This is a genomic window from Streptomyces sp. NPDC102259 (genome assembly GCF_044766465.1).
GTDB lineage: Bacteria > Actinomycetota > Actinomycetes > Streptomycetales > Streptomycetaceae > Streptomyces.
Map to the genome: position 1 here is coordinate 1 of NZ_JBIWMA010000051.1, position 21,381 is coordinate 21,381.

17 protein-coding genes and 3 pseudogenes are annotated in these 21,381 nt (G+C 67.8%); 9 read left to right on the forward strand and 11 right to left on the reverse strand.

Going from position 1 to position 21,381, the window contains the following annotated elements; all coding sequences use genetic code 11:
• Nucleotides 1-139 precede the first annotated feature (139 nt).
• Nucleotides 140-1,060 (reverse strand): DUF4238 domain-containing protein, encoded by a 921-nt coding sequence (locus ACIRPU_RS43670; protein WP_403878607.1) that lies wholly within the window; start codon nt 1,058-1,060, stop codon nt 140-142.
• A 150-nt stretch (nt 1,061-1,210) separates the two neighbouring features.
• Nucleotides 1,211-2,461 (reverse strand): IS701 family transposase, encoded by a 1,251-nt coding sequence (locus tag ACIRPU_RS43675; RefSeq protein ID WP_403878609.1) that lies wholly within the window; start codon nt 2,459-2,461, stop codon nt 1,211-1,213.
• A gap of 393 nt (nt 2,462-2,854) precedes the next feature.
• On the opposite strand from ACIRPU_RS43675, the gene ACIRPU_RS43680 reads away from it, so the two are divergent.
• Together ACIRPU_RS43680 and ACIRPU_RS43685 are read left to right on the forward strand one after the other, a co-directional pair.
• Entirely contained in the window at nt 2,855-3,982 is a 1,128-nt protein-coding gene (locus tag ACIRPU_RS43680; RefSeq protein WP_403878612.1) for a serine hydrolase domain-containing protein, read from the forward strand.
• Nucleotides 3,983-4,065: 83 nt separating this feature from the next.
• The gene (locus ACIRPU_RS43685; RefSeq protein ID WP_403878614.1) at nt 4,066-4,386 is read left to right on the forward strand and encodes a hypothetical protein; all 321 of its coding nucleotides are present in this window, start codon (nt 4,066-4,068) and stop codon (nt 4,384-4,386) included.
• Nucleotides 4,387-4,436: 50 nt separating this feature from the next.
• On the opposite strand, the gene ACIRPU_RS43690 is transcribed toward ACIRPU_RS43685, so the two are convergent.
• Nucleotides 4,437-4,964: an IS5 family transposase gene (locus tag ACIRPU_RS43690; protein WP_403878617.1), complete on the reverse strand. Its 528-nt coding sequence runs from the start codon at nt 4,962-4,964 to the stop codon at nt 4,437-4,439.
• Nucleotides 4,965-5,164: 200 nt separating this feature from the next.
• On the opposite strand from ACIRPU_RS43690, the pseudogene ACIRPU_RS43695 reads away from it, so the two are divergent.
• Nucleotides 5,165-5,350, forward strand: a pseudogene (locus ACIRPU_RS43695) (hypothetical protein); the annotation flags it as partial.
• Nucleotides 5,351-6,397: 1,047 nt separating this feature from the next.
• Here ACIRPU_RS43695 and ACIRPU_RS43700 read toward each other — a convergent pair.
• The 6 genes from ACIRPU_RS43700 to ACIRPU_RS43725 form a co-directional block, all read right to left on the reverse strand.
• Nucleotides 6,398-6,943 (reverse strand): hypothetical protein, encoded by a 546-nt coding sequence (locus tag ACIRPU_RS43700; protein WP_403878620.1) that lies wholly within the window; start codon nt 6,941-6,943, stop codon nt 6,398-6,400.
• 236 nt (nt 6,944-7,179) lie between these two features.
• Nucleotides 7,180-8,421, reverse strand: coding sequence for a TniQ family protein (locus ACIRPU_RS43705; protein ID WP_403878623.1), 1,242 nt, complete (start codon nt 8,419-8,421; stop codon nt 7,180-7,182).
• A 9-nt stretch (nt 8,422-8,430) separates the two neighbouring features.
• Nucleotides 8,431-9,447 carry a TniB family NTP-binding protein gene (locus tag ACIRPU_RS43710; protein ID WP_403878626.1) on the reverse strand — a complete coding sequence of 339 codons (1,017 nt, stop codon included), beginning with the start codon at nt 9,445-9,447 and terminating at the stop codon, nt 8,431-8,433.
• On the reverse strand, nt 9,444-10,994 hold the full coding sequence (locus ACIRPU_RS43715) for a Mu transposase C-terminal domain-containing protein (protein ID WP_403878645.1): 1,551 nt from the start codon (nt 10,992-10,994) through the stop codon (nt 9,444-9,446). The genes ACIRPU_RS43710 and ACIRPU_RS43715 overlap by 4 nt, the downstream gene beginning before the upstream one ends.
• Nucleotides 10,995-11,536: 542 nt before the next feature.
• Nucleotides 11,537-12,208 (reverse strand): TnsA-like heteromeric transposase endonuclease subunit, encoded by a 672-nt coding sequence (locus ACIRPU_RS43720; RefSeq protein WP_403878648.1) that lies wholly within the window; start codon nt 12,206-12,208, stop codon nt 11,537-11,539.
• Nucleotides 12,209-12,297: 89 nt separating this feature from the next.
• Nucleotides 12,298-12,663, reverse strand: a complete 366-nt coding sequence (locus ACIRPU_RS43725; RefSeq protein WP_356050905.1) for a hypothetical protein — start codon at nt 12,661-12,663, stop codon at nt 12,298-12,300.
• A 309-nt stretch (nt 12,664-12,972) separates the two neighbouring features.
• Between ACIRPU_RS43725 and ACIRPU_RS43730 the strand changes: the two genes are divergently transcribed.
• Nucleotides 12,973-13,131, forward strand: a complete 159-nt coding sequence (locus ACIRPU_RS43730; protein ID WP_403878629.1) for a hypothetical protein — start codon at nt 12,973-12,975, stop codon at nt 13,129-13,131.
• A 607-nt stretch (nt 13,132-13,738) separates the two neighbouring features.
• On the opposite strand, the pseudogene ACIRPU_RS43735 reads toward ACIRPU_RS43730, so the two are convergent.
• A pseudogene (locus ACIRPU_RS43735) lies at nt 13,739-14,049 on the reverse strand (hypothetical protein).
• Between the two features lie 407 nt (nt 14,050-14,456).
• Here ACIRPU_RS43735 and ACIRPU_RS43740 point away from each other — a divergent pair.
• The 4 genes and pseudogenes from ACIRPU_RS43740 to ACIRPU_RS43755 all read left to right on the forward strand — a co-directional run bounded on the left by ACIRPU_RS43740 (nt 14,457) and on the right by ACIRPU_RS43755 (nt 18,299).
• Nucleotides 14,457-15,098: a hypothetical protein gene (locus ACIRPU_RS43740; RefSeq protein WP_403878632.1), complete on the forward strand. Its 642-nt coding sequence runs from the start codon at nt 14,457-14,459 to the stop codon at nt 15,096-15,098.
• Between the two features lie 35 nt (nt 15,099-15,133).
• Nucleotides 15,134-15,532: pseudogene (locus ACIRPU_RS43745) on the forward strand (FKBP-type peptidyl-prolyl cis-trans isomerase).
• A gap of 174 nt (nt 15,533-15,706) precedes the next feature.
• Nucleotides 15,707-15,934, forward strand: a complete 228-nt coding sequence (locus ACIRPU_RS43750; RefSeq protein WP_403878636.1) for an STAS domain-containing protein — start codon at nt 15,707-15,709, stop codon at nt 15,932-15,934.
• 406 nt (nt 15,935-16,340) lie between these two features.
• Nucleotides 16,341-18,299 (forward strand): NAD-binding lipoprotein, encoded by a 1,959-nt coding sequence (locus ACIRPU_RS43755; protein ID WP_403878639.1) that lies wholly within the window; start codon nt 16,341-16,343, stop codon nt 18,297-18,299.
• Nucleotides 18,300-18,321: 22 nt separating this feature from the next.
• Here the strand turns inward: ACIRPU_RS43755 and ACIRPU_RS43760 are convergent, their stop codons facing one another.
• Entirely contained in the window at nt 18,322-20,265 is a 1,944-nt protein-coding gene (locus ACIRPU_RS43760) for a flavin monoamine oxidase family protein (protein WP_403878651.1), read from the reverse strand.
• 767 nt (nt 20,266-21,032) lie between these two features.
• On the opposite strand from ACIRPU_RS43760, the gene ACIRPU_RS43765 reads away from it, so the two are divergent.
• A complete protein-coding gene (locus ACIRPU_RS43765; RefSeq protein WP_403878642.1) occupies nt 21,033-21,257 on the forward strand; it encodes a hypothetical protein in 225 nt (74 codons plus the stop codon).
• Nucleotides 21,258-21,381 lie beyond the last annotated feature (124 nt).

Below are 21,381 nucleotides of genomic sequence, written 5' to 3' on the forward strand. Positions count from 1 at the left end.
CCCTCAACGCGTTCCAGATCGCCTTCGAGGGACGCCTGACCCCGAGCAACAACTGACCATCAACAACCAGGATCAGCCGTTAAATTGACACACCCTGTCGCCCTGCGATCGCTCCCCATCGAGCTCTGCGAGGACGGTTCTAGGTACGGCCGCCAGGGGCGTAGTCCTGCAAGAAGGCGGGCGCGACCATGCGCTGCCTCATCATCAGCTCGCTCAGATCCTGCGCGAGGCGCGGGTGAGTACCTGGCCATTCCGGTGCGTGCGCCACGAACTCCCGGCTGTTGAAGACGGTGAAGCGGTTGAAGTCTGCGACACGAAGCCGCGAGGCGTCCTGTGGGTCACGGGAGATCACCACGCCGAGGCGGCTGCCGAGCGGCACGGTCAGGCGTCGAAAATTGTCAAAACCTATCCCGACACCGTGATCGAAGAAGGCGGGGGGAATCTCGGGCGGCGGTGTTCCCACGACACCCGAGAGGCAGACCGGGTTGTCGCTGACCAGCAGTCCACCGCCGCGAGGGCGGTAACAGGACCAGTGCATATCGCTGGACAGCAACGTGGAAACGAGATGATTCCACTGGTCCTTGTAGTACGCGTCGTCGTCGTTCCGCAGGAGCCAGGGACGGATCACGTGCATAGAGATCAGCCCCATCATGGCGGTCTGGATCTCTTCGTCGGACAGCCCACGGTCCTCGGCACCGATCTTCTTGGTCACCGTGTGCATCAGGAACCGGCTTCGTTGCCGCTGCAGGGCCAACAGCCAGGCGAGGGCGTGCCGGGCATGCGTGGGGACGGCACGCTCCCGACTCTGAACCAACTCCCTAACGGCAGTGGCGGCCTCCCCCTCAATGTTGCCCATGGTGGCTTCCATCGAGACGTGATCGGGCTCCTGCCCGGGCCGGTAAATCGAGTGGCCGAGGTTGCGATGGCCTACGTCGCCAACCGACGAGTTGAAACGCCGCTCACTCATCACCTGGTGGATGACCAACTTGCCGCGCTGGCCAGCGAAGTGTCGGAGCAGGAACTGCGGGATGAAGTGGTGCTTCTTGGCGTGCAGCGGCATGGGACGACTTTACGAGGCCGCCGCCACCCACGGCCCTAGTAGGGCTTGGGCAGGTTCGTAGTGGTGTGGGTATGTCGCGGTGGCAGGTGGGGCAGGCTCCGGCCCAGGTGGCGAGGAGGGTCTGTAGTTCCCGGACGGCCTGGTAGAGGCTCAGACCTGCGCCGCGTCTTTTGGGTCTTGTGCCAGCCGTTGCAGCGTGCAGAAGGCGTGGGCGGCGGAGACGAGGGTGACGTGGTGATGCCAGCCGCCCCAGGTGCGGCCTTCGAAGTGGGCAAGTCCCAGGGCCTGTTTCATCTCGCGGTAGTCGTGCTCGATGCGCCAGCGCAGCTTCGCCAGCCGCACCAGCGTGGACAGCGGTATCCCGGAGGGCAGGTTCGACAGCCAGAACTGTACGGGTTCGCTTTCGTCAGCGGGCCATTCGGCCAGCAGCCACCGCTCGGGCAGCTCAGGATCGTCGCCCATCTTGCGGATGCCGCGTCCGGCCGGGCGGATCCGCAGGGCGACGAACCGCGAGTACATGCGCTTGAAGCCACTTTGGCCCTTGCCCGGCCGGGAGCCTTCCCTCCAGGACACCGGCCGCGCGGCCGTCCGGCCGGCTGCGATGACCAGGTCCTTCATGGTCTGCGCGGGCTCGGGGTAGTGCATTGCCGGTGGCCGGCCGGTGCCCGCGTAGGCGGGCTGGACGGGCCGGGCGTCGGCCGGATGAGCGGTGTGGCGGGAGGAAATACCCACCGCATAGGGCAGGTTGCGTTCTTCCAGGCCGTGGCGGAAAGCGGCGGCATCCCCGTAACCGGCGTCCGCGACGACCAGGGGAACATCGATGCCCCACGACCGGGTCTCATCAATCATGTCCAGGGCAAGCTGCCACTTCTCCACATGCCCCACTCCTGCGGGAATGCCGCAGCGGGTGCGGCGGGCGATCTTGTCCGGGTCCGCCTCCGAAGAGGCCGGATCCCAGGACGCGGGGAGGAACAGCCGCCAGTTCACCGCGGCCGAGGCCTGATCCCGAGCCAGGTGCAGCGACACTCCGACCTGGCATTTGGTGACCTTGCCCGCGGTGCCGGTGTACTGCCGGGACACACACGCCGAGGCGTCCCCGTCCTTCAGGAAGCCGGTGTCGTCGACGATCAACGCCTCCGGACCGATCACCTCCTGCATTCTCCAGGCCGTCCGGGCCCGCACATGCGCCGGGTCCCACGGGCTCGTCGTCACAAAGTGGGCCAGGGCCTGCCGGTTGCCGTCCTCACCGAGGCGGGCCGCCATCGGTTCAACCGACTTGCGCCGCCCGTCCAGCAGCAACCCCCGCACATACGCCTGCCCCCACCGCCGCTGATCCGCACGGAAGAACCCGTCGAACAACTCCGCCGCGAATGCCTCCAAGGCCTCCCGGACCCCGGCCATCTCCTCAGGTGTCACACCAACCCAACGACACCCAAGCACCAACAGAGACGCCACTTACGGATGAAGATGACCAAGCCCTACTAGGCCTTGTCGGCATCGACTGGGCGTGACACGTCACGTCGCTCGTCGTTCAGATCCCGTCTTTGAACCTCCGTCGTCCCCCCGGCTGGGGGGGTAACCCCACCTTCAAGCAGGTGGTTGGCGGTATCCCGGTCCGGACCTTGATCGAAAATACTGGGTCCAGATCAGGTCGTCCCCCACCAGTGACGGGATTTTTTCTTGTATGAGCACGGATACGCAGCCAACGGGTCACGTACGTCCACGAGGGGTGGCCGCAGCCGGGGGGAGCACAGGCTGCGGGTCGCTGTCGTCGGGGCGGTCGCCACGGTCGTGATGAGCGCCGGTCTCGCCCTGCCGGCGTCGGCTGTCGGCAGGGCGGACGCTTCCGCGACACGAGGCGGGCACGCGGCCACCCGGGCGGCCCTGGACTCGGTCGTCCAGGACGGGGCGCCCGGGGGCATCGTGCTCGTCGAGCGGGGGCGCGACATCTGGGCGGGAGTTGCGGGCACTGCGGATCTGGCAACCGGCCGCAAGCCGCAGGCCGATGACCGCTTCCGGGTCGGTTCGATCACCAAGACGTTCGTGGCCACGTCGATGCTCCAGTTGGAGGAGGAGGGGAAGCTGAGCCTGGACGACACGGTGGACCACTGGCTGCCGGGCCTGGTGCAGGGCAACGGGCACGACGGCGGCGAGATCACGCTACGGCAGATCCTCAACCACACCAGCGGCATCTACAGCTACACCGATGACGAGGAATTCAAGCGCAAGGAGTTCGGCACCGACTTCTTCAAGTACCGCTACGCCACCTGGACGCCCTCCCAGATCGTCCGACTCGCCATGACACACCGGCCGGCCTTTGCCCCCGGCGACGACTGGAGCTATTCCGACACCAACTACGTCATCGCCTCCATGGTGATCCAGAAGGCTACCGGCCACTCCTACGCCTACGAGATCGAGCAGCGCATCCTGCGCCCCCTGCACCTGGATTCCACCAGTCTGCCGGGCACCCGCGCCCGCGTCCCCGGACCCAGCGGACGCGCCTACTCGAAGCTGACCGGGGAGCTTGCCGGGCCGGGAGAGCCGAACAGCACGATCTACGACGTCACCGAACTCAACCCCTCATTCGCGGGCGCCGCAGGAGAGATGATCTCCAGCAATCAAGACCTCAACCGGTTCTACCGGGCCCTGTTCTCCGGTCGGCTCCTGGAGGAGCCTCAACTGAAGGAGATGATGACGACCGTCTCGATCAAGAACATGCCCACCTTCTCCTACGGCCTGGGACTGATGAGGATGACGTTGTCGTGCGGTACCGAGATATGGGGGCACAACGGCGGCATTCAGGGCTCCATCTCGCAGACCATGGCGACGGCAGACGGAGATCACGTGCTGTCGCTGAACTTCAACGGCGACTGGAACATCCACGAACAGCGCCTCGTCGACGCCGAATTCTGCGGTGTCTGAACTTGACTCGGGGATCTTAGAGCTCGTAACACGATCTTGTGAACGCAGGTCCTGATCACGTAGTCGCCCTCGATACTTGGCCTGTGGACAGCTATGAGGGCAGCGCGGCGCTTGAGTGGTGGGCGAATCGATCGACGTGCCTGGGCAGGTTTCGCGTGCGGGTCGTGGTCCGTTCCGGAGACGCCTGGACCTGCGAGGCGAGCCCCGAGTCGCCCTTGGGCGCGGAGGACAGGGAGAGTTTCGACTTCCTGATGGAGCTCGATCCGTGCTTCCCCCTGCGGTTTGACGACACGAGTGCTCTGCTGGTCGATGTCGTCGAAGCAGGGGCCGAGCGGCTCATCCTCACCGCAGCCGAGACGGTCAGTGTGCAGACGCCCGGAACCAGGCGGGTGCCGCGCCAATGAGCGCATGCCCTCTCGAGGTGCTGGGGTGCGTCTGATCGGCTGGAAGGTGATCAGGACCGGGCTTTGTTGAGGCGTCTCCAGCAGATGAGGCTGCAGGCCAATGACACAAGAGCGTCGTGGAGTTCGGTGCGGCGTTCCCAGCGGACGGCGAGGCGCTTGAACTGAAGGAGGAGCGCGAAGGTCTGTTCCACAACGTAGCGGAGCTTGCCCAGGCCCTTGATGTTCGGTGATCCCTTGCGGGAGATGACGGGCAGGATCCGCCGGCGACGCAGTTCGTCCCGGTGGCCGTTGGAGTCGTAGCCGTTGTCCCCGAGCAGTGCCTCGGGTCGCCGGCGGGGCCGGCCGGGGCGGCCTGCGACGGGCGGGACCCCGTCGACGAGGGCGAGGGTCTGGGTGACGTCGTTGACGTTCACCGCGGTCGTGATGACCTTGAGCGGGGTGCCGCGTCCGTCGCAGATCAGGTGGTGTTTGCTGCCTGCTTTCCGCCGGTCGACCGGCGACGGACCGGTGTCGGCTCCCCCTTTTTCGCCGGGATAACCGCCCGTGAGGGGGGCAGTGGAAGCATGACCGCAGTTCACAAGTATCGACGAACTACTGACATCACCTGCCGCTCGGCGGTCCGTTCACCTGCGCCCAACCGAAATGCAATCCACTTCGGTAGCGCACTACATGCCCTCACCCTCCGCGAAGGGGATGTGAAGCAGCTTCCGAACACGGCCGATGAGCCCGGAAAGACGCAACGGGCCGCACCCCGCGGACCTTGATCAAACAGCCTGGTCCGAACCGGGTGTGGTCGGCTTGGCTGTGCGGCGACCACCTTGTAGCCGAACGCCGGGAGGCGCTGCGCCAGTTCGCAGGCGGCACCGACGCGGCCGGACGCCGAGTGCACCGCGCGTTCCTCGCCTCGGTTCGCGTGCTCGGTGAAGGCGTGGACATCACCGGCGAGCGCGGAGTGGAGGCTATCCAGCACGGATGTTGCAGAACGGCAGTCGAGGGAGTCGATGAACAGGAGGGAGAGACCTATGAGGCAACACTCCGATCCGCGCACGCTGCCACCATGGGCTAAGCCAGGCAACCGGTGGGCACCGTGGATCTTCTGGCCCCTGCTCTTCTGGAGCATCACTTTGCTGGTGTGGCGGGCAGTTGACGGCGACAGCGCGGTGCGCATCGCGGTTACGGCCGGCCTGACCCTGCTGTTCGGCTCACTGCTGGCCGCCAACCGGGCTGCAAGGCGCACACGGGACGATCCACGGAACTGATGTGACGGTGGTTCATCAAGTTGGCTGGTCCCAGCCTCACAGGTTGAGACCAGCTGACCGCTCAAACCGAAGTGGAGCAGAGGAGGAGACGCCCGCCGCGACAGCGGACACCCGCGGCTCCCAGGCTGTCGGCGGGCCGGATGGCCCCTTGGCGGGCAGTGTGAGCTGCGGTGATCGGGATGACGTTGGAATCGTTCGCGGCACCGTTCACGGCACTGGATTCCGGGCCGCCCGAAGGCCGCTCAGCACCCCTTGACCAGGTCGGGCGCGGCTCCGGTTCGGGCTGGCGGGCGCTGCTGGTGTACGTCATGACGAAGCTCCTCACGCAGCGGCGCGGGACTCCGGACGGAATCCCCCGTCACTTGCTAGAGGTGTGGCGAGAGTCAACGGTGTGACACTCCACCGAGCGCCGTTACCGAGCCGTGACCATCTGGTGGGCGCCGCTGTCCTGTGACAGCGAAGTTGGATCGATTGCCACCGAAGTTGGACCAACCGTCGCTTGTGACAGTGGAAATGGATTGCCGCAGGTAGAGAGGGCCAGCCAGCCTTTCTTCGACCAGGTCGACGCTGCACCGGGTCAACGCCGGGCTGGCGTAACAGAACCGGCAGCCAGGAGTCCGACGCCGTTCCTCTGTTTCCGCGGGTTACCGACGTCTTCCCGACGGGTCTTTGCTGGCCATGAGTACAAGATCGCCCTGGACCGGCCTTCGCGGCCGGGCGCCAGCGTCGTGGCGCCCGGCCGCGAAGAGGTGTCAGGGGTTGTGGGAGCGGGTCATCGGGAGCTGCAGGAGCTGGGCGACGGCCCTGCTCGGCTCGCCGGCCGGGGCGAATTCCACGGGCTGCTGGAGCTGGTAGACGGCTCCCTGCGGGGGGAAAACGGTGAGGCTGTCGTGCAGGGTGGTCATGGTCTTGGTGTTGGACAGGACCAGCGGGCCACTGCCGCCGCCCGGGGGCTTCTCGATGGTGAGGGTGAAGTCGTGGAACAGGGTGTTCTTGAACTTCGGGGGCATGTTGCCGAGGACTTCGAGCAGGCTGAGCGGGGTGGTGTCGATGTCGGCCTGCGAGAGGGTCACGCGCCCGAGGGTCGGGTGGTCGGCGCTGTACTCCTCGCCGATGATCCTCAATTTCACGCCGCCGAGGCCGCCGGCGATGTTGGCCTCGACCCGAACCCTGATGCCGCCCTTGAAGTCCAGGGAGACCAGGCCGAGCTCATCGAACTTCATCGGCACGTCGACCGCGTAGCTTGAGCAGGGAATCTCCAGGCCGATCGGGGGGAGCAGACCGCCGAGGGACACCATCAGAACGCCTCCACATCGCAGGGCAGTCCGCGCGAAGCGAAGCGGACATGCAGTCTGTAGCTAACGTGCTGCACGCTACTGATCACCCGGCGGCTGGACGGGCTGCCGGGCCGTATATCCCCGTAATGATGAATCGGCGCTGGTCGGAGCGTGTCCGGTTGTCGTCGCTCCGGGGGGGGGGGTGACCGCGTCGGGCGGCACGGGCCGGGTTGGTCCAACTTCGGTGGTGTCCTGTGTCACCGAGTCGTCCCTGACGCAGTCGCTTTGACCTGCGACGAGGAATCTTGAGTGGCGAAGTCGCCGTGTCCCGCGAGTGCCGTCGTTCGGAGATGCGGAGAGTTTTCGCCAGTGGATCTTGCTGGATCACGAGGATGCTTGGCGAGTGCTGCTGCGGCGAGTTCGATGGCGTCGGGGTAGATCGCGGCGTGTGTGAAGGTGTCGAGTTCGGTTGAGATGCCGCGGTGGTGGTTGTGGGTCTGCAGTGCGAGTAGCCGGTATCTCCAGTGGTGGGGGACGGCGGCTGGGGAGGCCGGCCAGGGCGGGACGGCTTGGACCGCGGTTTGGTGGGCGAGGGTGAGTTGCTGGAGTGTGAAGCGGCGGAGGAGGCGGTTCGCCTGGTGTTGGGCGGTGGTGATCTCGGGGCATATGGAGAGGTCGAGGTGGGGTTCTCCGAGATCGCTGAGCCAGATTCCGTGCCGTGTGCAGACCTTGTGGTGAACCGGGAGGTGGACGGGGACGGGCTGGCGGATGCCGAGACGGGCAGTGCACTGGTGGCAGGCGGTCGTGGCTCGGACGGGGCTTTCGTCGGTGCCGAAGGCGGGGAGTGCGTGAGCCAGGCCGGCGGGCGTGGTGCTGGTGAGGTGAGCGAGTTCGTGCAGGGCGTGGGTGGCTGCGGGGGCGAGCATGTGGTGATGGGCTCGGTCGTCGAGGTTGTTGGTCTTTGTGGAGAACCAGGTGGGCAGTACTGCCAGTACCTCGGTGACGGTGAGGTGGTTGGCCTGGGCGATGCGGGCCAGGTAGGAGTTGAGGGTTTCTCCTGCGATCGGGGCGACTCGCTGTGGCAGCACAGGTGTCCGCTCGTGCCTGCGGGTGAGGGTGGGAGACATCCCGGATGAGGTCTGGGGATCTTTCTCCTGTGAGTTGGTTCCCCGGCGGCCGGCCGGGATCAGCAGGCGGTATCGGCGCTTCAGCTCGCGGTAGAAGGTTGCTCGGCTTCCCTGGAAGCCGAGGTCGGCTACTTCGTTGAACAGGACGCTGTTCCGCAGGTGCGGGTCTTCGGTGAGTCGCTGGCGGCAGTAGCTGGCGAGGGGGTCGGTGAGCAGGCTTGGCCGTGGGGCCCGAAGCCCTGGCGTTCTGCGGCCGTTGATGTAGTCGCGGACGGTCTGGTGGCTATGGCCGATGTGGTTGGCGATGGCCTTCACCGGCCATCCGGCCGCGTGCAGGGTGAGGATCTTCTCGGCTCGTTCTCGGGGCAGCATGGGTGTTGATCACGCGGCGGGTGGCCGTGGGGACTGGGAAGTGAAGTCGGCGTCGACGGCGTCGAGGGCCTTCTTGGTGATCTTCTCGGTGCCGTCCAGGACGGCGTTGATGGCGGCGCCGCGGATCAGCCAGAGCAGGCTTCCGATCATCCCGTGGGTGCGCTGGTGCAGGTAACGGTCGAGCCGGGTGAGGGCGCCGGGCCGGTGGCGGTGGAGCCTGAGGCTGTCTTCCAGGGCTGCGATCAGCGCGGTCCACTGCTGGTCCTGGCCGAACGGTCCGGTGCGGACCATGCCGAACCGGCCGGCGATCTGTTCTCCGCGAGGGCCGGAGAGCAGTCCGGTGCGTTCCAGGCTGATTCCGGCATAGACGAAGGTGGCCGGGATGCGTTCGGAGAAGTACTTCAGGGTGTCGGAGGCTTCGGCGCCGGCGCGTGTGGCGGTGTTGAGGTTGTGGAGTTCGTCGACCGCGACGAGGGTCACGTGGGCGTCCGTACTGACGCCGCAGACCGCGTCGGCGATGTCGGTGATGTTGCTCCTGGTGGAGATCGGCAGGTCGAAGAACCGGGCGAACTCCATCGCGATCATCTTGGGGGTAGCGGCGGGCGGGACGGTGATGTAGATGACCGGGATGTCGCTGGAGGAGTTCGGGTGACGCCGTCGGTGGATCACCTCGACGGTCTTGCCGAGCTGGGTGAGCGCGGTGGTCTTGCCGGTTCGGGCGGGGCCGGACACCATCAGGCCGCATCGTCCGTAGTGGGCGTTCTTGTTCATCTGGATCAGGCGGCGGCCCGAGGTGATGACCTGGCGGATCGTGGGAGTCTGGACCACCAGCAACCGTGAGTGATGGTCGATGCGGTCATCGTCGTAGCAGGCTCGTTTGTCGTCCGCGAGACCCGACCAGATCGCCTCGGGCAGCAGTTCCGGCATTGCGGGTATCTCGGTGACGAACCCGCGCCAGCCGGGCAGGGTGGTCAGTTGCAGATGCCCGTACCCATCTGTGGGATTCCCGCCCTGCCCCTGGCTCACCACCGCTTGTCCGCTTCGGTGAACGGGTCGAAGATCGACATCGGTATCACCTTGGCGATGTTCTCCTCGGGAGCGTCGTCGGCCGGGCCCGCTTCGCCGTCGGCAAGGCGGTCGGCAGGGGGCTCCTTGGGCGCGATCGGGGTGGAGGGCGGACTGGACTTGGTGCGGGCGGCGACACGGCGATCCCGGCGGCTGAGTCCGGCTCTGCCGCCCGCGCCACCGCTGTCAGCGGGTCCCTGATGGGCTCGTCGCAGCAGGTCGGCGACCGCATCGGCGAGTTGCTCCTCACTCGCTCCGGGCAGGGTGCGGCGAGTGTGGTCCCAAGCGAGTTCCCCGAACGGGGCTGCGACGCGGTGCAGTTGTTTCCAGAACAGGGTGATCCAGCCGCCGTTCCAGTGGTCACGGACCCATATGCGGGACACGTCGTAGGGGTCGTAGTGGATCTCCCACAGATCCTTGCGGTCCTTGACGCCTGACCGCTGCTGCCGCAGCGGGTTCAGGGCCTGGTCGTCGTAGGTCCGGTGCTTGATCTTCACGCCGTAGGCGTTGATCGCCCGCCAGGTCGCGGGCAGCAGCTCGATGAAGTCGTCCGCCGACAACGCGACCGGGACGTAACCCGCCGTCTCGACGAGAGCGGCGTACTTCTCGTTCGGGCTGAACATCCGCCCCGGGTGCAGGGGGTCGCGCAGTCCGTCGTGGGGTCGGCTCTGCCAGACCACGATCCACTCGTCCAGGAGTTCCTGGAGCTCCAGCAAGGACCAGAGCGGCTGTTGTTCGACGTGCCGGCCGCGGCGTTCGGCGTTGAAGCCGGTGTATCCGGCCAGGAACTGGGCGAACAAAGTTCCGACCGAACCCAGCATCCGCTCGATGTGGCCCTTCTCCCAGCCCGACGCGTCGTGCACCGGCTGGAAGTTGATGCCCAGGAAGTTGCAGGAGGCCCGGAAGTTGCGGGAGATGAACACCTTCCCCTGGTCGACCACGATGGTCTCGGGGACGATGACTGGCCGGGCGGCGGCGTGCTCCAGACGCGCGTCGATGTCCAGCAGCCGCCGGAACGGCAACGCCGAGCGAGACATCGCCAACGCCTGCGCCCAGCCGGGCCGCATCGGCTCGGGGGTGACGGTGCGGGCCAGCAACACGCTGGCGTCCACGGACTTGGTCGTCGGCCGCAGCACCGCCGCTGTCAGGCTCCTGGTGGCGACATCGATCATGCCGGTCAGATCCACTCGGGCGGGGACCCCGTCGTCGAGGCGGACCAGCACGTCCAGCGGGGTGGAATCCATCTGCATCAACTCGCCCGGCGCCGCCGCACTTCTTTCACCGAACGGCCCGTCGGGCCGGTCCGCCAGCGACCGGCGGGTGCGGGCCGATCCGGTGGTGTGCTTGCCCGCCGACAGTTTCTCCAGCAGCCGGTAGAGACTGCGCTGCGACGGCAACTCGACCGCACCCCGGCCGTGGTCCTCCTCCAGGATCTGTCCGGTCCGCCAGAACAGGTAAGTCGCCGTCCGGGTGGAGTCCTGGGCGGCCTCGGTGACCGCCTTCCGCATCGCCTCCACCACCAGCGGGTCCACCCGGCCGTGCGCGCTGACGGGCTTGGCGGACCGGTGGTCGACCATGCCGGCCACTCCGCGGGCCTCGTAGCGGCGGCGTCGTTTGGTGATCGCACTTGCCGTCACCGGCCGCCCCGCAGCGGTCAGTTCCGCTGCCTTGGCCTGCTCACGGCGGGTCAGCGACACCACCGCCGGGTCGTACTCCGGCTTCGGCCTCGTGCCGGCAGGCGCCTGCGGCGGAACCCCGCGCAACACCTCCACGATGTGCTGTTCCCACCACAATGCCTCCGCCGCTACTGCCTCCGGCAGCCCCTCCAACGGCGTCGCCGGCGGAACCGGTGTCCGCGATGACGCGCGTACCACCTCGAAGTCGTCGGCCGCCGACAACTCGATCAGGCCGATGTCGGTGACCGCACCAGCTGTGTCCGCCAGACGCACGGCCGTGCCGGACACCGCGATCACCGTGTGCAGGACATCGGCCACTCGCACTCGATCACCGATCGACACCCCGACAGGCCGCCGCGGCCGACGCCCCGCGCTCACCGCAAGCCCCTCACTGAGCCAGCAGCACGCACCAGTGTGGTGTGACCCAGCCGCTCATGTGCGAGATCGGCCACCAGTTCCTGCCTCCACATCAGATGAAACAGCGCGGGCAACACCGCCAGCCGATCCCCGACGTTCTCGGCTCCCGTCAGCAACGGCGTCGCCCCTGCGAAGGTCTCCTGTAACCGGGCTGCGATCTCAGGGCTGCCGGCGCAGCGTGGATGCCGGTAGCGGGCCAGCCACCGCAGATTCGCCATCAGCGCAGGGTCCGGGACGCCTACGTGCTCAAACTCCCAGCCGACCGCCGAACAGGCCCGCTCGGTGGCTGCGAATGCCTCGGCGGTGCGCTCGTCGACCTGGTCCTCGGCACGGACATCGACCACGCGAGCACGGCCGTCGGCAAGTCGTACGAAGTAGTCCGGAGCATGGCGCCGCTTCTCTTTCCCGTCATGCCAGTGCAGCCAGAACGGCTGCGAAGCGATCCCCACAACATCCGGATCAAAGTCCAACAGGATCAGCCGGTCCTGTTCCAGCCACGACTCGAACCCCACATGACGCCCAGTCGATGCGGCCCACCACCAGCCTGGGAAATGCCCTAGCCCGCGTGACCAGCGGAACGTCCGTACCGGAGTTGCCTCTTCCCACGCCAGCCCGTGGCACTGAGGCAACGGAACAACCCGCTCGTGGCCTCCGGCACCGCCGAAGCGGAGCGTGAACCCGCCTCCGGCCGCTTCACGCTCCGATGCAGCCACGGCGCTCACCGGATCAGCTCGCCCAGCAGTTCGTCATCCACCCGTAGCGGCGCGAGCAGGTCGCGGACGTATGCCTCCCGCTTGATGACGGACGCGACTGTCCACCATTCGCCCAGTCCGGCCAGGTGGCTGCGGATCCTCTCCACCTTCTCCGGGTGCCCGGCCGCGTCACGCCAAGCGGCCCAGTTCTTGGCCGGCTCCGCCGCTGCCAATGCGTCCACCAGCTTGTGCTGGACCGAAGCGATGAACGGGCTCCCGAAGTACACGTCCTCCGGACCATCGAACTTTCGATCGAACAGCATCTTGTGCACAGCACGGACCTCGTCGATCGAGTCCAGATGTACCAGCGGTATGACACCGTCTCCGGCCACGAGCCCACATCCCCGGTCTGAGCAACCACGTACCGAGGAAACCGTAGTGGCAACAGAGTGGGTTTGAGCAAGATTCACTGACAAAGAGGAAGATCGACTGTCACGGGACAGGTGGCAATCGGCTCAGCTTCGCTGTCACAGGACACCCGCTGACCTGTCGCAGCGAAGATTGCGCATTCTCACCGAACCCTGAGCGGTCACCGCCGTGGCAAACCCGCTGGGCGTGCACCACCCGTTTGACCGACACCGCAGAACGGCCGAGGCGCGTTCACGAAGAGACAGACACAGCCCACGCACAGAGGAGGACCCATGGGTCTCCAGGATCAATTCAAGGACAAAGCCAGCGATTTCAAAGGAAGGGACCCTTTGGCCGCCGCCCACCCCCTGAGCGCCGAAGACGCAGAAGACGCAGAGGCACAACCGGTGGATGACCAGCAGGAAGCTGAGCAGCAGGAGCCTGGCAGCTGATGGCCGCCCCGGCCTGCGGCAGTGGCCCCCTTCGGCGCCCGCTGCGGGCGGGGGGAGCGTGACATCGATTGCGGACCGCCAGAGGGCATGGCCCGGCACGGAATGCCCCCGGGCACTGTAGCGGCGGCGTTGGCGGCTAGCCCTCGGGACTGGAAACCGTGTCGGCAGCAATCTGGTTCCAGTTCCAGTGATCCCCGACGTGCGTTGCATCGAGGACGTCCCCTGCGTCGATGCCGATCGGGGGAGTTGGGTCGGTTGCTCGGGGGGCTGCGTATGCATTGCCGGACAGCATGGCACCCGCTGCCGCGAGGGCGAGGAGCGTGAAAGCGCGCTTTGTGTTGGTCATGACCCGCAAACGATCAAGCAAACGAGTTGGTTACGAGGGGATCGCCCACATGCCCCCGCAGACCCTGCCCCCTTGCTCGGTCCCTGGCTGCCCGGTGCGGGACCTTGAGTGCGGCGCACCGGGTGCGCGCGCGAGTGGCGGACATCGTCGGATGCTGCGCACCACGGTGGCGTCCACTCGGTGGAGCCCACCCGATGTCGTGCATCGCCGCCGGATGCAGAACATCGTCGGCTCCACTCGGTGGACGATGGCCCGGCATCGTCACCACAGCCAGGCGTTGGAGTGCCGCACCCGGGACAGGGCGCGGGCATCGCGGCGCGCGCCGCGTTGCCGATCCGGTTCTGCCGGGAGCGGGGCCGGCGCGACTGCCTGGCGGCGAAACGGCGCTTCCCGGCGTCCCGGAGCCGCTCCCGATGCTTGCGCAGCTCCTTCTTCTTGTCCGCCTTCGACGTGAACTTCCGGGGCCGCTTCCAGACCGGCTGCCAGCCCACATGCTCATCGGGCTCCAGCTCCCAATCAGGTGATGTGGCGTGCCGTGAGCGCGACGATGGTGGTTCTGGTCGGCTGTTTATGGGCCGGGTGGAGACCTGGGCGTACCCGTGACGGGTGGTGGCCTTTCTGCCGGTTGCGACGACTCGGCGTGCATATCTGGTGATGCCCGGCCGTCACCGATCTGCAGAGAGGGTGTGGGGCGCCCACGTCGCTCTTCCACGCACGGTGATCGTCGATCCGTGTCTCTGTCCGCCGGCCGGGCGGCTGCAAGGACTCTGGCATGTCCCACTCCCGTCGTCGTTCCGCTTGTGCAACTCGTCGCACCTTCTCCGGCGAGCACGCGCAGGCGGCTGCACGAGGCGTGCCCCGTGGTTGCGGCCACCTGGGCTTCGACACCTAAGACTTGGCCCAGCAGCGGCTCCGAGCACTGCTGGCTTTGGGAATCTTCAACGGAGGCCCTCTGCAGGAGTGGCCTGGCATGTGGGCTATGGCGTCGGTGACCCACTACGACCTGGTTCTCTCCCCCAGGCCTGAGGACTTGGTGGTCATCACGCCCACCCCGTCCAATGTGCTCAAGTACTTGGTGCCTCGCGGCAAGCCGGTGGGCCTGCCCGGCCTGCATCTGGAGGAAGCAAGGGCTGACGCCTTCCAGCTTCGGCATCTGGTGACCGGCGCACGAATGACCGTCACCGATCGCTACCCGGCTCCTCCCTTCGACGGTGACTTCGATGAGCGCCGGGTGTGGACCGTCGATCAGGGCCTGACTGGGGAGGAGCACGATGCGCTGGCGGACGTGCTGCCTATGACGGATGACACGCTGGTTCTTCTGTCTGGCCTGATGTCACGGATCGGGCTGTGTGATCCACAGCGGCAGTGGGCTCTGGGTAACTGGTTCATGGATCCTCTGGATCGCACCGATGTGTGTGGAGGCCGCGTGGGGAGGCGTCTTTGGGGTCGCGGTGGCTGGTGGGAACTGACGTGGGGCGGTTTCCCCTTCGCCGAGGATGTCGCCATGGCGCTGACCGATCCGCCGGCCGGTATCGCCGGTGCCGCTGCCGTCCGTGGGCGTCGGGGATGGGAAGTGCGGGTTGGCACTGCCGTGCTGGCATTGCGGGTCGAAGCAGGGTGACCGTCCGGCGCTGCCCGTCGGAAGCCTCGGACGGTCTGACGAAGCCCAGAATCGAGGTTCCGGCACCGAGCTGACGATCCGGGACCTCGTGGTCGGGGATGGAGCCGAGGCACAGCCGGGCCGGGTCGTCCGGGTTCACTATGTGGGTGTCACGTTCGCGTCCGGGTAGAGAGTTCGACTCTTCCTGGGAGGAGGACCGGCCGTTCAAGTTCGCTGTGGGCGGTGGCAGGGGCATCAAAGGCTGGGACCGGGGTGTGAGGGGAATGAAGGTCGGCGGCCGACGCGAGATCATCGTTCCCCCGCGTCTCGGCTACGGCAGGCAGTCGCCGTCTCCCTTGATCCCGGCGGGCTCGACGCTGATCTTCGTCGTGGACCTGCTTTCGGTCGTGGGCGGGGCCGCCGAAGCGAGCCCGGGCTCGACCGGTTCGGCCTGAGCCTGGCGCCTCTGAGGAAGACGGGACACCCCGTCGCTGCCATGTACTTGTTGCCAGGGGACTCACGGGCCGTCACGAGAACTCTTGAAACGGACCGGGACCCGTTCAGGTCGCCCCCACGGAGCAGCCCGGCCCGGCCTGTCGATCGGCCACACCGCCGTCGACGACGTTCGGGTGGTCCCTCTGCGCGGCGAGATCGATCACTCCGTCACGAATGAGCTCACCGAGGCCCTGCTGTCCTACGGCAGCGTGACGCGGCCGCGGACCGTGGTGGACCTCAGCGGCGTGACCTTCATGGACTCCAGCGCCATCAACGCCCTCATCGCCGCCCACCAGGGCATGAGTGCGCTCAGGGATGCTGCGTATCGCGGGCGCCCAGGCATCAGTGCTGCGGGTCCTTGAGCTCGTGGGCTTGGACCAAAGTCATCGGCTGCCATCCCACCGTCGAACAGGCCCTGGCCCCCTGACCGACGCCGGACCCGGCCACGGCGTTCTTGGCCGGACCCAGGGCGGGGCGGGGCGGGCGGGTTCGGGTTGCCGGGCATGCTTTCACCTCCACACGAGCGGTGCGAACATGCACCACGATGGGGAGGTTCTCGACACGCGGACCTTCCCCCCGGCACGGTGCTGCACCCGATCACCAACGTCGCGCTCGACACCCCGCCCGGCCCGGCTTCCATAGTGCGTTCATACCTCTGAGTGAGGTCGGTCGGTTCCAGGGGGGCGGGAGCAGGGATCTGCCTAGGGTGATTCTGGGGTGGCGGGCAGCCGCTCCGATCGGCGCATCGACTCATGTACGGGAGCTTGTGTGGCGCAGCAGCACACGACGTCACTCCGGCACCGTCTCCGGTACCGCTTCGACCGTCTGGTCTCGGGGGGAACGACAGCGCTCATCGGCTGGCTCGCCCTGGCCTGCCTCGCCGTCGTCGTTCCGGCGAGCATGGTCCTCGTCTGGTCCGACCGGGCCGCTCCGGCCACGCTCTCCGGCCGGCTCACCGCCGTGTGGGTCAGCGTCGGCCAGACGCTGAAGATCGGGGGCGCCGTCGGCTCACCGCTCTACGTGCTGGCTTCCGTATCGCTCGCGCTGGTGGCGCTGCTCTTCGTGTCGACCCTGGTCAGTCTGATCACCACGGGCATCAACCGGCGCATCATGTCGCTGCGCCTCGGCCACTCCACCGTGCTGGAGACGCGGCACACCGTCGTCCTGGGGTGGTCGGACCAGGTCTTTCCCGTGCTCGGGGAGCTGGTGGCCGCCCACGCGAACCAGCGCCGCTCCGCCGTCGCCGTGCTTGCCCCGCAGGACAAGGTGTGGATGGAAGACGAGATCTCCACCCGCGTCAGCGACAGTGGCAGGACGCGGATCATCTGCCGCAACGGGAGCACCACCGACCCCACCGAGCTGTGCCGGGTGAGTCCGCGCACCGCGAAGGCGGTGCTGGTGCTGCCTCCCACCGGGGACACCGGTGACGCCCACGTGGTGAAGACGCTGCTCGCCCTCGACGCGGCCGTCCCCGGGTCCGGTCAGGGGGAAGCGGTGGTGGTCGCCGCCGTCCGTGACTCCCACAACCACATGACCGCCAGGCTGGCTGCCGGGCCCACGGGATACGTCCTGTGCGTCGACGACATCGTCGCCCGGCTCCTCGTCCAGACCGCCCGACAGCCCGGCCTCTCGCTCGTCTACTCGGAGTTGCTCGATTTCGAGGGCGACGAGTTCTACCCTGTCGCCGCCGGGGGCCTGGTGGGGCGAACGTTCGGCGAGGCGCTGCTGTCGTTCGCCACCTCCTCGGCGGTCGGCCTGCTGCACACCGACGGGAGCGTCACCCTCAATCCGGATCCGGGGGTGGCGATCGTCCCGGGCGACCGGATCATCGTCATCTCCCAGGACGACGACACGGCCGTGCGGGCGGACGTGGCCTCCCATGTCGAGGAGGATGCGATCGTGACGGCCGGGCCCAGGACCGTCCAGGCCGAACGCCTCCTCCTGCTCGGCTGGAACCGCCGCGCCCCGCTCGTCATCGAGCAGTTCGACCAGTACGTGAGCCCGGGAACCACCCTGGACGTCGTGGCGCTCGGCGAGTACGCGGCCACGCGTGGCGCGCGAGCTCTCACGGCGGCGCGGTCCCGCCTCGAAGTCTCCTTCCGTGAGGGCGACATCACCGACCCGCTCACCCTGGCCAAGCTGAACGTGCCCTCGTACGACAGCGTGATCGTGATCGGTGAGACGGAACTCGCGGCCCCGGCCTGCGGCTCGGCCTCGGGCACGCCCGTCGCCTCCCTCGCTCCGGTGACGGATCCGGAGGCGCGGGCGGACGACAGGACACTGGTCACCCTGCTGCATCTGCGGGCTGTCGGGGACGCCGCGCAACGGGAACTCGCGCTCACCACCGAGCTGTCCGACGACGGCAACCGGCTCCTCGCGCCCGCCCGTGACGGCGCCGACTTCATCGTGAGCGGCCGGCTGATCAGCCTTCTGATGACCCAGATCTCACAGAGCCCGTATCTCGCCGCGGTCTTCGAGGAGTTGTTCACGGCGGAGGGCCACGAGTTCCACCTCAAGCCGGCCGCGGACTACGTCCGGGCCGGCCATGAGGTCTTCTTCGCCACCGCCGTCGAGTCGGCGCGGCGGCGCCGGGAATGCGCGGTCGGCTACCGGCTGCGCGCGCGGAGTGCCACGGGCCCCGACTACGGGGTGCGGATCAACCCCGACAAGCGGCAGCGGGTCCGGTTCTTGGAGGAGGACTGGCTGATCGTGCTCGCCGAGAGCTGACGGCGCCCCGCCTGGGCGGCCGCTACGCCGTGTGCACTTCCAGGGCGGTCCGCACCGCGGATTCCAGGGCTCCCTCGATCCACGCGGGCTTGATGGAGGTGTGGCACCCGGCGAAGTGCAGGTTGCCCTCGGCCTTTCGGACGTGGGCGAAGAGCTCGGTGTGCTGGCCGGGAAGCAGCACGGACGCCTCACCGTAGGCGTACGGGTCGCGCATCCAGGACTGGGTGCGGCCGACGCCGGTGTAGAACACCTCGATGCGCTGCCCGAACACCTCCTGGACCCCGGCGAGGGCACGCGGGTAGCGCTCCTCGTCGTCCAGGGAGTCCCACTTCAGGGCGTCGTCCGACCAGCTGTAGGAGGCGAGGATGACGCCGCCGGCGCTGCCTTCGACGGGGTAGGAAGGCTGGAACATGAAGCGGTTGGGGTTGTCGGTGGCCGAGCCGCCACCGATGACGCCTGCCGCCTCGGGCTGGTCGCGGGTGACGATGCGGCTGGCCGTGTAGTGGGCACGCTGGCCTGCGGAGATGTGGCCCTCGGGTACGGAGGGGTGGGCGCCCAGCAGGGTTCCGTTCGCCGGGCTCTGCCCGGTCTGGTACTTCCGGTACAGGCCGGGCTGCACGGCCTCGAGCTCGCGCTTCCAGTCGGCCTCGTCGAACTCCCACCAGCGGCGGCTGAATTCGAGCAGCACCTTGGTGGCGGCGTCGTAGTGCAGTTCGGTGACCGCGCGCCGCTTGCCGTAGGAGAGCGCCGGGGTGATGGGGATGTGGCGCAGGCCGGAGAATGGGACGGTGATGATGGCGGTGTCGGCGGTGAAGGTCTCGCGCCGTACGGGGCTGCCGCCGCGGCCCTCGGAGACGGTTTCGACAGTGACCTTGCCCTCGCTGTGGGAGATGCGGGTGGCACGGCGGTCGAGCCGCACGAGGTCCTTCACGCGGGCGTACAGCGCGTCGGCCAGGGTGGCGGTGCCGTCGGGCAGTTCGTAGAAGGCGGTGTCGGGGCTGATCAGGGAGGCGCCGATGAAGCTGTGTACGAAGGCGAGGTGCAGGCGGGAGGTGAGGTTCTCGACGGTTCCGATCAGGTCGATGGTCCGCTCGTCGAGCCTTGCCTCTTCCGTCAGGAAGCGGTACATCGACATGTGGCCGTACCGCTGGATGACGCGTGCCCAGCCCTCGACGAGTTCCTTGTCCTTCTTGCCCTCGATCTCCTTGCGTACGGGGGCGAAGGCGTCGCGGACGATCTGCGAGGCGGGGACGGACTCGTACGCCTGCGGCACTCCGAAGGAACGATTGAGTGCCTGCGGGGCGCGCGCGTAGTCGGCGCGGCGGACGCGGATGCCGTTGACGTAGATCCACGTCCGGTAGGCGGGGCGGCCGGCCCCGTCCACGTCGACCAGGTGGAAGCGACGGCGCTTGAGGCCGAGGCTGTCCATCAGTCCTGTGACCAGGGGGTGGCTGTCGGGGATGCGCATCGCGCCAGCTTCGGCGTACTGCTTCGGGTCGGCAAAGGGCTGGGCGGCGTTCTCGTGGCCGCCGGTGCGGAAGGTCTTGATCCGGCCGCCCACCCGGTTGGCGTTGGCCTCGATGACGGTGACCTGGTGGCCGGCCTCGCGCAGGAGGTGTGCGGCGGTGAGGCCGGCCGGCCCGGCGCCGACGATCAGCACCTTCTTGCCGGGGCGGCGCGAGCGGGGCAGGCCGTTCTTCAGGAGGATGTCGGCGTAGCGCGGTACGAGCGGCTGGTCCTCGTCGTCCCGTACGAGGATGGCCCGGGCGATCGTCAGGCAGGCGCCCCAGTCGGCGACCGCGGTGGCGGGGACGGCCTGCGAGGTCTCGGCGGAGGTGGCGGCGATCGTCAGCCCGCCGGCTCCGGCGATGGCGGCCGCGCCGGCGATGACGGTACGGCGGGAGGGTGCGGGCCCGCCGGGGGTTCCGGGAGCTTCGGGGGTATCGGAGTTGGCAGCGGGATCCATGATCATGACCCAACTCTTGCCGCTCGCCCGGACCCAAACGGCCAGAATGCACGCGCGCGGGGAAGTACCACCCGGACGTGCGTCGCGCGCCGTCCCGAGCTGACGAACTGAGTTTCGTACGGGCGGCCTCCGCTCCGGCCGCACGTCCGCTACGCGGGGGCCGTCGGGGCAGGTTCGGAGTCCGCTCGCTGTCTCACAGGTCGCCTACGATCACGCAGGCCACGTGCCGCGGCACCGCACGCACCGGCCCGTCGACTCGCCGCTGCTCGTCGCTGTCCTGTCGCCCGCTTGGCCGGTTCCCCGTCGCCGTGCCTGCGCGCTGGATGCCCTGGTCCTTCACACCCAGCCCCGTCTCCCCCGCAGCGGCACGGTCGGCCCTGCCGCGCTCGGTCACGCCCACCCCATATCGCCCATACGCTCCACCGGAGCGTCCCTCTCCAGGAGTCTGGCGCGAATGGAGGGGTCCTGACCGGCCAAACGGGGGCCGTCACCCCTGGCTCATCTGCACGATTCGCTTCGGCATCGGCAGCCTTCTCCATGGACTAGCGGGACCTGATCCCCAGCCTCGGCGTACCGCGATCTGGCTGTTGGTGCGGCCGTCCGGGGTGTTCCCGCCATCGTCGCGTGCCGGGTCGCGGTCCGGGGTGCACAGCGCGGTGAACGCGTCGTCGTCGAACCCATGCTGGCGCCGCCGCGTACCGGCCCGTCCCGGAGTACACCCGAACGCCACGGCCGTCCGGTGGAAGAGATCTCCGGTGACGTGGCGCGTGCCCCAGCCGATACTGACCGCCCCGACCGCCGACCCGGCTCTGCCTCCCGGCTGGGCCGCGGAGCCGAAGTGGGACGGCTACCGCGCACAGCTCGCCCGCTACGCCAACGGCCGCGTCCTGCTGCGCTCCCGCCGCGGCACCGACATGACCCCCTCGTTCCCCGAGATCGAAGCGGCGGCCGCACAGCTGCCCGGCGACACCGGCCTGGACGGGGTTATGTGACCTGAAGACCTGTCTCAGACAGGTGGTGTGGGTGTGTCAATTTAACGGCTGATCCTGGTTGTTGATGGTCAGTTGTTGCTCGGGGTCAGGCGTCCCTCGAAGGCGATCTGGAACGCGTTGAGGG